This window comes from Anaeromassilibacillus sp. An200, assembly GCF_002160025.1.
GTDB lineage: Bacteria > Bacillota > Clostridia > Oscillospirales > Acutalibacteraceae > Caccousia > Caccousia stercoris.
The window spans coordinates 1-14204 of record NZ_NFJU01000035.1; the positions used below are offsets into that span (position 1 = coordinate 1).

General features: G+C 60.1%; 12 protein-coding genes. 9 read left to right on the forward strand and 3 right to left on the reverse strand.

Annotated features, from left to right (window positions below; translation table 11 throughout):
* The first annotated feature begins 163 nt into the window (after window positions 1-163).
* Window positions 164-811 (forward strand): endonuclease III domain-containing protein, encoded by a 648-nt coding sequence (locus B5F35_RS14335; RefSeq protein WP_087242151.1) that lies wholly within the window; start codon window positions 164-166, stop codon window positions 809-811.
* 76 nt (window positions 812-887) lie between these two features.
* Here the strand turns inward: B5F35_RS14335 and B5F35_RS14340 are convergent, their stop codons facing one another.
* Window positions 888-1295, reverse strand: a complete 408-nt coding sequence (locus B5F35_RS14340) for a Fur family transcriptional regulator (protein ID WP_087242183.1) — start codon at window positions 1293-1295, stop codon at window positions 888-890.
* Between the two features lie 190 nt (window positions 1296-1485).
* Between B5F35_RS14340 and B5F35_RS14345 the strand changes: the two genes are divergently transcribed.
* The 7 genes from B5F35_RS14345 (at window position 1486) to B5F35_RS19300 (ending at window position 9779) form a co-directional block, all read left to right on the forward strand.
* The gene (locus B5F35_RS14345) at window positions 1486-2649 is read left to right on the forward strand and encodes a cysteine desulfurase family protein (protein ID WP_087242153.1); all 1164 of its coding nucleotides are present in this window, start codon (window positions 1486-1488) and stop codon (window positions 2647-2649) included.
* Window positions 2650-2669: 20 nt separating this feature from the next.
* Window positions 2670-3848: a tRNA uracil 4-sulfurtransferase ThiI gene (thiI, locus tag B5F35_RS14350; RefSeq protein ID WP_087242155.1), complete on the forward strand. Its 1179-nt coding sequence runs from the start codon at window positions 2670-2672 to the stop codon at window positions 3846-3848.
* Window positions 3849-3877: 29 nt separating this feature from the next.
* Entirely contained in the window at window positions 3878-5152 is a 1275-nt protein-coding gene (locus B5F35_RS14355) for a competence/damage-inducible protein A (RefSeq protein ID WP_087242157.1), read from the forward strand.
* The gene (locus B5F35_RS14360; protein WP_087242159.1) at window positions 5149-5649 is read left to right on the forward strand and encodes a hypothetical protein; all 501 of its coding nucleotides are present in this window, start codon (window positions 5149-5151) and stop codon (window positions 5647-5649) included. Before B5F35_RS14355 ends, B5F35_RS14360 begins: the two co-directional genes overlap by 4 nt.
* A 17-nt stretch (window positions 5650-5666) precedes the next feature.
* Window positions 5667-7583 carry a serine hydrolase domain-containing protein gene (locus tag B5F35_RS14365; protein WP_087242161.1) on the forward strand — a complete coding sequence of 639 codons (1917 nt, stop codon included), beginning with the start codon at window positions 5667-5669 and terminating at the stop codon, window positions 7581-7583.
* Window positions 7584-7746: 163 nt separating this feature from the next.
* Window positions 7747-8253, forward strand: coding sequence for a hypothetical protein (locus B5F35_RS14370; protein ID WP_087242163.1), 507 nt, complete (start codon window positions 7747-7749; stop codon window positions 8251-8253).
* Window positions 8241-9779 carry an Ig-like domain-containing protein gene (locus tag B5F35_RS19300; protein ID WP_242969538.1) on the forward strand — a complete coding sequence of 513 codons (1539 nt, stop codon included), beginning with the start codon at window positions 8241-8243 and terminating at the stop codon, window positions 9777-9779. The genes B5F35_RS14370 and B5F35_RS19300 overlap by 13 nt, the downstream gene beginning before the upstream one ends.
* A 68-nt stretch (window positions 9780-9847) precedes the next feature.
* Here the strand turns inward: B5F35_RS19300 and B5F35_RS14380 are convergent, their stop codons facing one another.
* Window positions 9848-11134: a hypothetical protein gene (locus B5F35_RS14380; RefSeq protein WP_087242165.1), complete on the reverse strand. Its 1287-nt coding sequence runs from the start codon at window positions 11132-11134 to the stop codon at window positions 9848-9850.
* 452 nt (window positions 11135-11586) lie between these two features.
* Here B5F35_RS14380 and B5F35_RS14385 point away from each other — a divergent pair, with 452 nt between their 5' ends.
* Window positions 11587-12438 (forward strand): DegV family protein, encoded by an 852-nt coding sequence (locus tag B5F35_RS14385; protein ID WP_162611438.1) that lies wholly within the window; start codon window positions 11587-11589, stop codon window positions 12436-12438.
* A gap of 316 nt (window positions 12439-12754) precedes the next feature.
* On the opposite strand, the gene B5F35_RS14390 is transcribed toward B5F35_RS14385, so the two are convergent.
* Window positions 12755-14197, reverse strand: coding sequence for a S1C family serine protease (locus B5F35_RS14390; protein ID WP_242969539.1), 1443 nt, complete (start codon window positions 14195-14197; stop codon window positions 12755-12757).
* Window positions 14198-14204 lie beyond the last annotated feature (7 nt).

The following is a 14204-nucleotide window of genomic DNA, read 5'->3' on the forward strand; positions in this document are numbered from 1 at the left end:
CTCAATAGCTCAGCCGGTAGAGCATGCGACTGTTAATCGCAGGGTCGTTGGTTCGAGTCCAACTTGGGGAGCCAGATGAAATCCGAACGTGTATGCGTTCGGATTTTTTTGTATCTGATAAAATTTGCGTTTGATGATGCTGCAAAAGGATAGGAGGAAACCCATGACGAAAAAAGAGCTGGCGCTGGCTGTGGTAGAGCGCTTGAAACAGGAATATCCCGACGCAGGATGTACATTGGATTACAATGAGGCATGGAAGCTGTTGGTCAGCGTCCGCCTGGCCGCGCAGTGTACCGATGCGCGCGTCAATGTCGTGGTGCAGGATTTGTATGCGAAGTATCCTTCCGTGGAAGCGCTGGCGGCAGCAGAAGAGGACGACGTGGAGCGCATCGTGCGTCCCTGCGGCCTGGGACGCAGCAAAGCAAGGGATATCTGCGCCTGCATGAAGATGCTGCGCGATGAGTACGGCGGGAAGGTGCCGGACGATTTTGACAAGCTGCTGAAGCTGCCGGGTGTCGGCCGCAAAAGCGCCAACCTTATTATGGGCGACGTGTTCGGCAAACCTGCCATTGTGACCGATACGCATTGCATCCGGCTCGTCAACCGGATTGGTCTGGTGGATGGGATCAAAGACCCAAAGCGCGTGGAGATGGCGCTGTGGAAGCTGATTCCGCCCGAGGAGGGCAGCGACTTCTGCCACCGTCTGGTGTACCATGGGCGCGACGTCTGTACCGCCCGCACCACACCGCACTGCGATCGCTGCTGTCTGGCGGAGATCTGCGGAAAGCATGGCGTAGAGACAAAAGACTGATTCTCTTTTATAGAAAAAACAGGCTTCCGATCCTTCGCAAATTTATTTGTGCAAGGAATCGGAAGCCTGTTGTGTTTTATTTTTCTCCGGATTTTTCAGGATGCTTTTCGCGTTCCATACAGCGCGGGCATTTTCCGTAAAGCGTCAGGCTGTGGCTCTCGATGGAAAATCCGGTGTCGCGTTCCAGTCCTTCCTCCAGAGCGGCAAGCGGGCAGCCATCAATGCGCACGCGAGCGTCGCAGCCGGTGCAGATGAGGTAATGCCCGTGACGGCGCGCGGGCGAATAGCGAACCACACCGTCCCCAAAGGTGTCGCGGTGCAGAAGGTTTTCCGAGCAGAAGCGTTCGAGATTGCGGTATACGGTGGAGAGGGCCAAAGAAGGCTCCTCTCCGTGCAGCCGGGAGTGTACCTCCTCCGCACTCAGCGGCTCCGCGCTCTCGTCGAGCACGCGCAGGATGGCGGCGCGCTGGCGTGTGTTTTTCATCGAAGGTTCCTCCCCTTTCCCGCAAAACAGCGTTTTCTCTGTCTCCATTATACCCGTTTTTTCTGTTTTTGCAAATGTCATGCTTCGTTGCCGTTTTCGCCTGATTTGTGATATAATTGTGATAAATAATAGGGACAGAATAAAAAGCAGCTCCGGGTTTTCGTATATGCAGAAAGGAATCGTTCATAAAATGGATCTCACATATTTTGACAACTCCGCCACCACACAGCCGTGTGAGCAGGCGGTGAAAAAGATAGAGGAAATGCTGACAGCCTGCTGGGGGAATCCCTCCTCGCTGCACAGCCTTGGTTTTGCCGCCGAGGAGGAGCTGAACGAAGCGCGGCGCGCGGTGGCAAAGTCGCTGTCCTGTATGCCGGAAGAGGTGTATTTTACCTCCGGCGGGACGGAGAGCGATAACCTTGCGATTTTCGGCGCAGCGAAGGCGCGGCAGAAACGTGGGATGCACATTGTCACCACGCAGATTGAGCATCCCGCCGTGCTGAATACTATGGCAGCCCTGGAGAAGGAGGGCTTCACCATCACCTACCTGGCTCCTGACAGCGAAGGACACATCAGCGCACAGGCCGTGCGCGAAGCCGTCCGGCCCGATACGATTCTGGTCAGCCTGATGGCGGTGAACAACGAGGTTGGCACCATCCTGCCGGTGGAGACGGCGCGGGACGCCATCCGGGAGCAAAACGCCCCGGCGCTCCTGCATGTTGACGCGGTGCAGGCGTATGGTAAGCTTCCGCTCGCACCCGGACGGCAGGGGATTGACCTGATGACTGTCAGCGCCCATAAGATTCACGGCCCGAAGGGCGTGGGCGCGCTGTTTGTGAAGAAAGGCGTGCACATCGCGGCGCGCGTGTTCGGAGGAGGGCAGGAGCGGAATCTCCGCCCCGGCACGGAGGGAATGCCGCTGATTGCGGGCTTCGGCGCGGCGGTGCGGGTTCTGCCCGATTTGGCCGCTGAGGAGGAGCGTATCCGCGCGCTGAACCGCCGCCTGCGCGAACGGCTGGCCGGGATGGGGGGCGTGACCATCCATTCGCCGGAGGACGCGCTGCCGTATATTCTCAGCTTTTCGGCCTGCCCGGTGCGTGCCGAGACGATGCTGCACTTCCTCTCTGAGCGCGGGATCTGTGTGTCCTCCGGTTCCGCGTGCGCAAAGGGGAAGGCGAGCCATGTCCTCACCGCCATGCGCTTGCCGAAGGAACAGATTGAATCGAGCCTGCGCGTGAGTTTTTCCAGAAACAACACAGAGCAGGAGGTCGACGCGCTCGCGGATGCGCTTGCCGAGGGCCTTTCCACGCTGGCCGCGCGTTCGTCTCTGCGCGCCCGCCTGAAAAAATCATGACATAAAAAGGAGAACATCCGATGAAGGAAGTTATTTTGCTCAAGCTGGGGGAAATTGTTCTCAAGGGCTTGAACCGCAATACGTTTGAAAACGCGCTGATCAAAAACATCCGCCGCCGCCTGGCCCCGCTCGGGGAGTTTGAGGTGCGTATGGCGCAGTCGACCATCACCATCACCCCCGGCCCCGGCGCGGATTTGGAGGGCGCGGTGGAGCGGGTGCGCAAGATTTTCGGCGTGATCACTTTCTCGCGCGCCTGCGTGACGGAAAAGAGCATGGAAGCCGTGCGCGCCGCCGCCGTGGAGTATCTGCGCCCACAGCTTTCCACCGTGCGCACCTTCAAAGTGGAAACCAAGCGTGCCGATAAAAAGTTCCCGCTCTCGTCGCCGGAGATTTCCGCTGAGGTGGGCGCGTGTCTGCTGGATGCCTTCCCCAACCTGACGGTGAACGTCCATGAGCCGGACGTGACGGTGCGGGTCGAGATCCGCGATTTCGGCGCGTATGTCCACGGCGAGCCGGAGCGGGGCGCGGGCGGAATTCCCGTCGGAACAGGCGGCAAGGCCGCGATTCTCATCAGCGGTGGTATCGACAGCCCCGTAGCGGCCTGGATGATGGCCAAGCGCGGCGTGGAGCTGACCCCGATCCATTTTGCCAGCCCGCCCTATACAAGCGAGCGCGCCGAGCGCAAGGTGGCCCAGCTTCTGGGCCGCGTCGCGGAGTATGCAGGGCGGATGTATATGATTACCGTTCCCTTTGCCCGTGTGCAGGAGGAGATTCTGGACAAGTGCCCGGAGGATTACTTCACCATCCTGATGCGCCGGTTTATGATGCGGGTTTCCGAGCGGATCGCCGCGATTGAGGGCTGTGCCGCGCTGATCACAGGCGAGAGCCTGGGGCAGGTTGCAAGCCAGACGCTCCAGGCGATTGCCGCCACGGACGAGGCCGCTTCCATGCCGGTGTTCCGTCCTTTGATTGGAATGGACAAAAGCGAGATTGTCTCCATTTCCCGGAAAATTGATACGTTTGATCTCTCGATCCTCCCGTATGAGGATTGCTGCACCGTCTTTACGCCGCGCCACCCGCGCACCCGGCCGGAGCTGGCCGCCGTGCATGAGGCGGAGAGCGCGCTTGATGTGGAGGCGCTGGTGCAGGCGTGCGTTGATGGCCGCCGTGTGACGAAGATTGTCCCGGGCGAGGTCTGAGCCCCCGGAACCGAAAGGAAGGATGAGTCTTGCAGGCTGAACTGATTGCCGTGGGGACCGAGCTGCTGCTTGGCCACACGATCGATACCGATTCGGCGTATGCCTCCCGGGAGCTGGCGGCTTCCGGGATCGACGTACTGCGCCGCTTCACCGTGGGGGATAATCCCGCGCGTCTCGAGGAAACACTGCGCCTGGCGCTGTCGCGCAGCGATCTGGTGGTGCTGATCGGTGGGCTGGGGCCGACGAAAGACGATCTCACCAAGGAGATCGCGGCGCGCGTCTGCGGAAAACAGCTGGTGATGCACGAGGACAGCCGCCGCCGGATTGAGGAGCATTTCCGGGGCCGTGTCTGCGGCGAAACCCAGTGGAAGCAGGCCATGCTCCCCGAGGGCTGCGACGTGCTCCCGAACGATCATGGCACCGCGCCGGGCTGTGTGTTCCGCGCGGAGAACGGCTGTCTGGTGGCGCTGCTGCCCGGCCCGCCGTCCGAGTGCGAGCCGATGATCCGCGACCGCCTGATGCCGTATCTGCACCGGCTGGGCGGCGGTGTGATTGCGTCGCTCATGGTGCGCACCTTCGGGATCGGGGAAGGCACGGCGGCGGAGCGGGCGGAGGATTTTCTGAATCTTGTGAACCCTACCGTGGCCCCCTATGCCAAGGACAGCGAGATGTTTTTCCGGGTGACGGCGAAAGCGTCCTCGCAGGAGGAAGCGCAGAAGGAGTGCCGCGCTGTTGCGGACCGGCTGTGTGAGCGGCTGGGCTCGTATGTTTACGCGGTCAACACGGACGGCACATCGCAGAGCTGCCTGGAAAACACCGTGGTAGAGCTGCTGGCCCAGCGGGGTCTGACGGTGTCCGCCGCCGAATCGTGCACCGGCGGACTGATTGCCAAGCGTCTCACCGACGTGCCGGGTGCTTCCGCCGTGCTGAATATGAGCTTTGTGACGTATTCCAACGAAGCCAAGCACCGCCTGCTCGGCGTGCCGCTGGAGATTCTGGATCGGTATGGAGCTGTCAGCGAACAGGTGGCGCGCGCGATGGCCGAGGGCGTGCGGCGCTTTTCGGGCAGCAGCGTCGGCGTGGGTGTGACGGGTATCGCGGGGCCGGACGGCGGCACGCCGGAAAAGCCGGTGGGGCTGGTGTATCTGGCTGTGAGCGACGGGGAACACACCTGGGTGCGGCGGATGAACGCACCCGCACGCTTCCAGTCAAGAGAAAAAATTCGCTTCCGCGCCGCCAGCACGGCGCTGGATATGGTACGCCGCCTGTTGTGCGGCCTGCCGATGGAGGAGGGACCGGTGTGAGGGCGGCGCTGTTGTTTGTGAACGCGCATCAGACCTTTTTTACACAGGACGCGATCCGGGTTTTTCTGGATCGCCTGGACTGCCGCCTGACCTGCTCGGAGGCGGCCTTCGGCTCCTTTCTGCCGCAGCTTTCCGCTCTGCTGAAGGAGCATGATACCGTTTTTGCCGTCTCTCCGGCGGAAGGCTTTCCTCCGGCGCGCCCTGTGTGTGCCGCGCCGCTGTTTGAGCGGCTGCATATTCCGATCGGCCCGGACGGCGAACCGCGCGGTATCCGGCGTTTGCTGGTGGGGGATGTGGAGGGCTATTTGATCGAGAGCCGGACGCAGGCGATCTGCCTTCTGCCGGATGACGCCCGCGTGCTGCCTGCTATGCTGGATCAGGCCGCCGCACCGCTGTGTGAAAAATTTTCACTCACCCGACGGGCGGTTCCTCCCCCGCCCCCCATCCATTTTGAGGAGGAGCTGGAGCGCGAATACGGCAGCACACCGTCGATCTGAGAAAGAGAGGGAACCGGATGGATCTCATCAGCCAGGTGAAAATGGCCGACGTTATGATGAAGTTTCTGCGGGGGGATATGATACATCTCACCCCATACCCCTTCACGGCGGGGAAGCCTGCCTTTGAACCGGACGGGGATCCGCGCCTGCCGCGCAGCACGCCGGAGCGCGAGGGTATTCCCTCCGGGTATCTGCGGGACTTTTTCCGGCAGGCGGACGGGGCGGGAGAGCTTCCTCTTCTGCACAGCGCGGCGGTACTCTGCCATGGAAAGCTGGTGGCATGCGTCAGCCGCGCGCCATACTCGGCGGCTCTGCCGCATATGACCTTTTCGTTCTCCAAAACCGTCGTTTCCATGGCGGTAGGTATGGCGGCGGCAGAGGGACTGCTGTCCGTGGAAGATTCGGTGGTTTCGTTCTTCCCGGAAAAGCAGCCGCCGCTGTTCCGCAGCCCGCGCATGGCGGCGATGAAAATCCGTCATCTGCTTACCATGACCAGCGGGGCCAATTTCAGCGAGGCGGGCAGCGAGATGGAACGCGACTGGGTGCGCGGCTTTTTCTATTCCGATTGTGCCTATATGCCGGGAGAAAAATTCCACTACAACAGCATGAACAGCTACCTGCTGGCCGCGATCCTGCGCAAGGTGACAGGACAGACGCTGACGGAATACCTTACGCCGCGCCTGTTTGAACCGCTCGGGATCCCGCCTGTTTACTGGGAAACGTGCCCGATGGGGATCGAAAAGGGCGGCTGGGGCCTGTACCTGCGCGTCACGGACATGGCGAAGCTGGGAGAACTCTGCCTGCGCGGCGGTATGTGGGAGGGAAAACGGATTCTCTCCGAGGAATGGCTGAAGGAAATGCTGTCCTTTGAGGTGGAGACGGAGCACGACGGCATGACGCGCTACGGTTACCAGCTTTGGAGCTTCCCGGCTCCGCATTCCTATCAGTTCAACGGCGTGTTCGGCCAGTATGCCGTCGTGCTGCCGGAGCTGGACATGGTGATCGCCACGACAGGCGGGGACGCCTCCTTGTTCTTTAACCGCGTGCTGGACGCGATTGATGACTTTTTCGGTTCCGGCGCACCCGCGCGCTATGCACAGTGGCTGGAGGAGCATCCCTCCTGCCGGGCCGGGCGGCTGTGCCGCGATCCCATGCGGGACGATCCGAAATCGCTGCGGCTCCTGCGCGATCCATGGACGGATCCGGAGCCGGTGGGCTGGTTCTCCCGCCTTTGCGCGCTCTTTTCCGCCCGGAGTTCCGGGGATTCTTCCCCTGCTTCTGTGCTTCCGGACGCAGCCCTGCGCTTCTGCACCGCTGTGGACAGTGGGGAAAATGCGGTGTGTTCCGTCGGGCCGGGCTGGTACCGGCTGGAAAAAAGCTTTGCTTCCCTGCTTCCGCTGATTCTGGCGGGCGTGACGAATAATTTTTCCGCGCCTTTGTCCGGCCTGCGCTTCCGCGCGGAGGGGGGACGTTTGTTTGTGGACGCCGCCATGGGCGGGGATGGAGCGGTTTCGTTCCCTGTGGGCGTGAATGGCCGCGCCGAGCGCGGCACGGTGGTCATCCATGGGGAACCGTATGCCATAGCGGCGCGCGCGCAGTTTCGTCTGGACGAGGAAGGGCGCGACGTGCTGTTTCTCGATGTGTTTTTCCTGGAAGCGCCGAGCGTGCGGCGCCTGAAAATCATCCGCACGGGAGAAGATTCTATTCTGGTACGCTTTCTGGAATATCCTTCCGTGGAGGAGGCGGCGCGGATGCTGCTCACACTGGTGGGCGGGGATACAGGTGCGTCCGGAGGGGTGTGGGATCTCTTCGGGCAGGATGTGATCCGGCACCGTCTGTATGGGCGTATGAAGGAGATCTGCTTCCCGCGCGCCGCCGGAAGGCTGCAAGCGCGTCGGGAGGAATTGCCGGAGTCTGTGCCGGAGCAGAAATAGCTGTGCTTGTTCCAAGATGTGCGTTTCGTTTTTTTAAGTTTTCTAAAAATCAGGGCATATTGCTTGTTCTTTTTGTCTCCTTTTCGGTATAATGAAAAAATAAAAATGCAGTGTCCGCAGCAAGCGGAGAAAAAGAGGTTTCAACGGAAGGAGATGCAGGCACATGAAACAGCAGCCATGGAAACGGGCGTTATCCCTCATGCTCGCGTTTGCGCTTATGTTCGCCATGCCGTGCGTGACGGGCGTGTATGCGGCAGGAGAACCAGTGGACTATATCGAACGGTGGTGGGACAGCCGGAAGCAAGTGGTGGATTCCCGTGCAGACTCCGTAACGGTCTACACAGAGATTGATCCAAATACCACGACGTGGAACGGCGGTACCACCGGCGGCTGGTATGTGGTCAGCGGCAATGTGGAAATTACCAGCCGTGTCACTGTCACCGGAGATGTGCACCTGATCCTCATGGACGGCAGTACTCTCACCGTCAACGGCGGAATCCAGGTGAAGGACGATGACGATAACCCCGATACGCCCAGTGCCGACAGCCTTACCATCTACGGACAGGAAAAGGGCAGCGGTACAGTGAAGGCCATTGGGGGGCTTGGGCTTCCGGCATCGGCGGCGGTTCTTATGAGTCGGGCGGCGCCGTCACCATTATGGGCGGCATAGTGGAGGCTTCTGGGGGCGAATACGCCGCGGGAATTGGAGGCGGCGGTTGGTACGGCGGCGGCGGCACTGTCACCATCTATGGCGGCACGGTCACAGCCATCAGCAGCGACAGTGTCAGCCAGGGCGGTGCAGGGATCGGCGGCGGTGAAGGCAACGGTACGTTTTCCACGACCGCGGCAGACGATACACCCGGCACGGCGGTGATCTATGCCGCGGGAGGTACGAGCGCAAGCGCCATTGCCGACCAGAGCGGGAAAGAGAACTGGAGCGGCATTATTTTTGAGAAAAATGCTGCTGACAGCAAATATTCCGGCGTTGTTTACGGCGATCAGACGCTGCAAGAGGATCTGACGCTGCCGAACGGGGAGGATCCCCAGACGCTCACCGTGAAGGAGGGTGCGTCTCTGACGGTACCGGATGGGAAAACGTTGACGGTGAAACAGGACGGCGAACTGCGTGTGGACAGCGGCGGTGAGCTGCATGTGAACAAAGGCGGCACGCTGGAGATCCAGCAGAACGGCAGCGTCACAAACGAGGGTACCATTCATAATTCCGGAACCATCAGCGGAACAGTCGATGGAAGCGGCAGCCTCGTTCAGTATGTTATGAGTGTGAAGCTGGATCCGGCAGCGCTTTCTCTGACGAAGGGTCAAACAGCCACCCTCACCGCCACGGTGGAGCCGGATAACGCGACCAGCAAAGCGGTGGTATGGAACAGCAATCATACAGGCGTCGCCACGGTGACAGAAAACGCGGACGGTTCCGCGACTGTCACCGCTGTGAGCGCGGGTGTGGCTGCGATCACCGTGACCGCGGAGGATGGCAGCGGCGCAAGTGCTTCCTGTACTGTAACGGTCAAAAATCCGGACCCGGACCCCGACCCAGATCCCGATCCGGACCCGGATCCGGACCCGGATCCCGACCCTGGCAAGCCCTCCGGCGGTTCCGGCTGGAACGAGCCGTCCATCGGCGCGGAGATGCCGATCGCGGAGCCGGAGGAAGCTGGCCAGTCCGGCGCGTTCTCCCAGCCCGTGGGCTGTGTGAGCGATATGCTCGGTGAAGTAAGTGTTTCCGGTGCATATCAGTTCCGACTCACCAGCACCAATGGGACAGCGCCTGTGGTGGAGCTTGACAGCACGAATTTCCGCGCTGTCCTGGCTTCGCAGGAGGGAAATGACTACTTCTGGAAGGTCTACGCCGTCGGCCTGCCGGGGCAGGTGTGTACCGTCAAGGTCAACGGTACGGCGGTGGCGCGGCTGACGTTGATTTCCTCCATATTTGGCGGAGTCTCGAGCGATACGACAGCCCCGTTTACCGTGCCGCAGGGCGGCAGTTATCAGTTCCGCCTAACGGCGATAGAGCCGCCCAAGCTGAGTGCGGGCTCGTCCTCGTTCACTGTGGAGTATGTGGGGAACGAAGGATTTGACTGGTACTTCAAGGTGGTTGCCGTCGGTAAGCCCGGTGACGGCTGCGGCTTCTACATCAATGGCGCGCCTGTGCCTGTCGCAGTGGCGCATATCTCCTGACAGCAAACAGCGCCCCATCCCGATTTTCGGGATGGGGCGCTGTTCTGCTGTCTTGCAGAAAAGAAATCTTATTCCTCAAAGAATTTGTCCCAGTCGAAGGATTTGGCAGCGTCAGGGGAAACGGGCGTGGCCTGCGCCTTCGGCTGCGGCTTTGCTCCGGACTGTGCGGCGGAGGGCTGTTTCGCGGGAGCAGCTGCCTGCAAAGGAGCGGAATGCTGCGGGGAAACGGCCGGTTTTGCCGCCGGAGCGGCATTCGGCACAGGCGCTGCAGCGGGAGCCGCACTGTGCGCCTGCGGCGGCTGTGCCTGGCGTGCGCCGCCCTGCCGGACAATTTTTTCGGTTTCATCGGAGGAGAAAATATCCTCCATCTGCGGCCGCTGTGGAGCGGGACGCCGCAGGCCGGCGGCGGAAATCTCCATCGTTTCCTGATTGGCAAAGGCCTGCTGCTCCGGAGTCACCCTTTCCGGCACGATTCTCTGCTCCGGCTTTTTGTCACCGGGGCGGTTCACTTTCACCACGCCGCTGCCATCCAGATCCGTCATGGGTTCCACGGAAGGATCCGTGCGCCCGCCTGTGAGCGGAGCGGGGGAAAACGCGGGCGAGGAGGCTTTCATGCGCGGGGCGATGAATTGCAGATACACAAATACGGCGAAGCCCGCGAAGGCGAGAAGGATCATCACAATGCCGACGGGGAGCAGCCAGGAGCTGCGGTTGGAAGCGGTCATATCGCCCGGTCCGTTCGTATCGTCGTCAGTAGGCAGGATAGCGCCGCCTGTCGGGGAAGAATCCGAGGAGGGGCTTTCGCCGTCCGCCTGTGAGAGCAGCTCGCTCCAGTCCTGGGAGGTCAGAACGTCCGGATCGCTGTTTGCCGTGGCGGCGTTGGAGGCCAGCTGATCAATCAGATCCTGATCGGTGTCGGGATTGTTGATGACGGGCGGGATATATTCCGGCTGGCTGGGAATTATGGTCTGCTGCTGGCTTTCCGCCGGTTCCTCGGAGGAGACTGTTTCAGAGGATACCGGCTCGGAGACCTGGCCCTCCGTTTCGGAGGAAGGAGCAGAGGAGCCGTCCGGCAGAGGCTCGATGCCGCCTGATTCGGTTCCTCCCGGTTCTCCGGAGACCACAGGGGGAACAGAGACGCCTCCCGTGGGATCGGAAACTTCCGGGGTGGAGACTACAGGCGTTTCCGAAACAGCCGGGGGCGGTTCGGAAGGAAAGATAGGCTCCGTTGATTCCGCGGGCTCGGAAGCAAGGGGCATCTCGGTGGCATAGATGAGCGGAGCGGAAAAAACAGCAAGAGAAAAAAGAGCGGACAGAGCGACGGCAAACGCCTGCTTTCTGGTGAATTTCATCATAAAACGAAAGCCTCCTGTATCAGCATAAGGGGGCGGGCAGGAGAGCGGCTTTGCCGTCCTGTCCGGGATTGCGGCCCGGCTCCCCATTCGGTCCGGGAAAGGCCGCTTATACGCTTTATCATATCACATTTCAAAACCATAAAACAATAGAGAGAATGTGAATATGTAAAAATTCAGAGGATTTTGGGCTCCGACGGCCCGCCCCGCCTTCTTTCCCACGGGATTCCCCGGCGGGAAGAATTGAAATTGTACATAAAAAATGCTATAATAACCGCAGGCTGCCTGGCGTTAAAAGACGCACGCATCCGGGCGACCGGAAGGAGCGTGCCGCGCAGAAGCGCCGTGCCTGGCCGGGAAGAAACAGCTTCCCGCGAAACCAGGGCTTATTTGAAAATGAGAAAAACGGTGTTTATGATGCTTCAAACAAGCCCTCACAACAAGGAGGAAGGACTGTGAGCAAAAAAGTAAAGATAGTGGCGGACAGCACCTGCGATCTGAACAGCGATCTGCTGGAGCGTTATGAAATTGAGACGATTGCCCTGCCTGTCAATCTGGGAGACAAGGCATGTTTGGATGGAATAGATGTACATACCCCCGATTTGTTTGCATACTATAAGGAGACGGGAAAGCTCCCCACGACGAGTGCCCCGACTCCGGCTTACTATGAGGATTTCTACAAAAAGTGGACGGATGAGGGCTTTGAGGTGGTCCACCTGAGCATCAGCGGTGAGATGACCGTGACGCCGAACATTGCCCGCATGGCCGCCGAGAATTTTCCGGATGTGTATCCCGTCGATTCCCGCAACGTTTCCAGCGGGATGGGCATGCTGGCTGTCTATGCTGCCGAGCTGCGCGATCAAGGGCTTTCCGGAGCGGAGATCGCGGATAAAGTCCGGGAGCAGTCGAAGAAGGTGCGCACGGCTTTTGTAATCAGCACGCTGCTTTATATGTATAAGGGCGGGCGCTGCACCGGCGTGCAGATGCTCGGCGCGAACCTTCTCAATCTCAAGCCCTGCATTGAGGTGCAGGACGGCAAGATGGGAGTCACGAAAAAATATCGCGGGAATCTGGAGTCCGTTGTGTGCCAGATGATCACCGACAAGCTCACAAACGGCGAGAAGCTCAACCCCTCCCGCATCATGATTGCTCACTACGACGCGGGTGACAAGGTGCTCGCGGCCGCGCAGAAGAAGATCCGCGAGCTGGCTCCCTTCCAGGAGATCGACATCAATGACACGGGCTGCTCCGTCTCCGTTCACTGCGGCCCCGGTACCCTCGGCATCATCTACATGGTGCAAGACTGAGTCTTGACGCACGACGCGCACCTGCGGTGAGCATGCCGCGCACGCCGCGTCCCGCGGCGCACCATGGCAAAGCACGTCGGCCCCTTTGCGATCCATGTCGCAAAGGGGCCTTTCTTTGTGTCCCGCGTTGTTTCCGCAGAGCGGCACGGGAGCAGGGTCAGACTGTCCCGCGCTGCCGGGCTGACGTTTTGCGCTTTGCTTGCCAGTGGGCCATAACGACGAAACGCTCCGGATTGCTCCGGAGCGTTTCGCCGTTTAGAGGAAGAATTTTATGAAAAAGAGTCTTGTAATCGGATGAGAAAAGGAAGTTGTGGGGTTATTCGCCGGTAGATTGGGCGAGTGTAACCTCCACGGTGAAGGTTTGCTGGCTCAGGCCATTATAGACCTCCAGCGTAACGGTGTCCCCGGCCTTTTTCTGCGTCAGGTAAGAGGTGATGGCACTCTGGCTGTCCACCGTGACATCGTCAATCTTGGTGATCAGGCAGCCCTGCGTGATTCCCGCGGAGGAAACGGAGGGGTTCGTGACGCTGGCGACATACATACCGGCGGTCGGATAGCCGTAGAAACGGGCTGTCATGCTGTCAATATACTGGCCGGTGATGCCGAGCACGGCGCGATCCTTGACGTAGCCGTATTCCTTCAGGCTGCTGATGATCGGCTGAGCGGTGTCAATCGGGATGGCAAAGCCAAGTCCCTCGTAGCCGGTGGCGGCAATCTTCGAAGAGTTGATGCCGATAACCTGGCCGTATTTATTCACAAGCGCGCCGCCGGAGTTGCCGGGGTTGATAGCGGCGTCGGTCTGGATGCATTCCATGGTATAGCCGTCCTCCGAGGTGACGGGACGGTTCAGAGCGGAGATATAGCCAACTGTGACGCTGGAGCTGAACTGCAGGCCGCCGGGGTTGCCGATGGCCATGACCTGATCCGCGACCTTGAGATCCTCAGAGGATCCGAAGGTGGCAGGCACAAGGTTGGTCGCTTCAATCTTAATCACGGCAAGGTCGGTCACGCTGTCGCTGCCGACAAGCTCAGCCTCATAGGTGGAGCCGTCATAAAGGATAACCTTGAGCGAATCCGCACCATCCACCACATGGGCGTTGGTAATGATATAGCCGTCCTGCGTGGCGATGATGCCGGAGCCTTCGCCCGCGTCCCGTTCCTCCGATTCCGTGTTGGGAATCTGGCCGAAATAATAGTTGCCGTTTGTTTTCTGGAAATTCTGAATGCACACAACGGAAGGAACAACCTTTTCGGCAATCTCCGTCAGGCTCAGCTCGCCGCTTGTGGAGGTCTGGCTTGTGCTGCCGTCGTCACTGACCATCTTGTTGATGGTGAAGGCGGGGTTGGTGGAGCCGGTGTTGTTCACGGAGATGTATCCGCCGTTGATCAAGGCCGCAAACCCGGCGATGGAACTCGCCGAAACCAGCACGCACGCCAGCACGGCGGCGGTGATTTTGACAGCCAGCCGCTTGCCGCGGCTCATGGGCTTCTTTTCCTTCTTCGGCTTTTTCGGCGGCTGCGGGGCCTGCTGCGTGTAGTGGTAGGAGCTGCCGTCCCACACCGTCTGCCCGTTTGGCTGGCCGCCCTGCCATACCTGCTGGCTGTAGCCGTTCTGATTCTGCTGCGAGCCGTAAGGCGTCTGGTACTCGTTGTAGTAAGCGCCGTAGGTGTTGTGCTGCGAGTTGTTGGAAGAAGCGTTCTGGTTCGTCGTATCCTGTGTTGTATGAGAATTCTGGTCGAAGTTTTGATTTTGATTCAAGGGATCG

Coding starts and splice junctions, on each gene's coding strand:
- B5F35_RS14335 (WP_087242151.1), top strand. CDS start 164: ATGACGAAAAAAGAGCTGGCGCTGGCTGTGGTAGAGCGCTTGAAACAG.
- B5F35_RS14340 (WP_087242183.1), bottom strand. CDS start 1,295: ATGAAAAACACACGCCAGCGCGCCGCCATCCTGCGCGTGCTCGACGAG.
- B5F35_RS14345 (WP_087242153.1), top strand. CDS start 1,486: ATGGATCTCACATATTTTGACAACTCCGCCACCACACAGCCGTGTGAG.
- thiI (WP_087242155.1), top strand. CDS start 2,670: ATGAAGGAAGTTATTTTGCTCAAGCTGGGGGAAATTGTTCTCAAGGGC.
- B5F35_RS14365 (WP_087242161.1), top strand. CDS start 5,667: ATGGATCTCATCAGCCAGGTGAAAATGGCCGACGTTATGATGAAGTTT.
- B5F35_RS14370 (WP_087242163.1), top strand. CDS start 7,747: ATGAAACAGCAGCCATGGAAACGGGCGTTATCCCTCATGCTCGCGTTT.
- B5F35_RS19300 (WP_242969538.1), top strand. CDS start 8,241: ATGGGCGGCATAGTGGAGGCTTCTGGGGGCGAATACGCCGCGGGAATT.
- B5F35_RS14380 (WP_087242165.1), bottom strand. CDS start 11,134: ATGATGAAATTCACCAGAAAGCAGGCGTTTGCCGTCGCTCTGTCCGCT.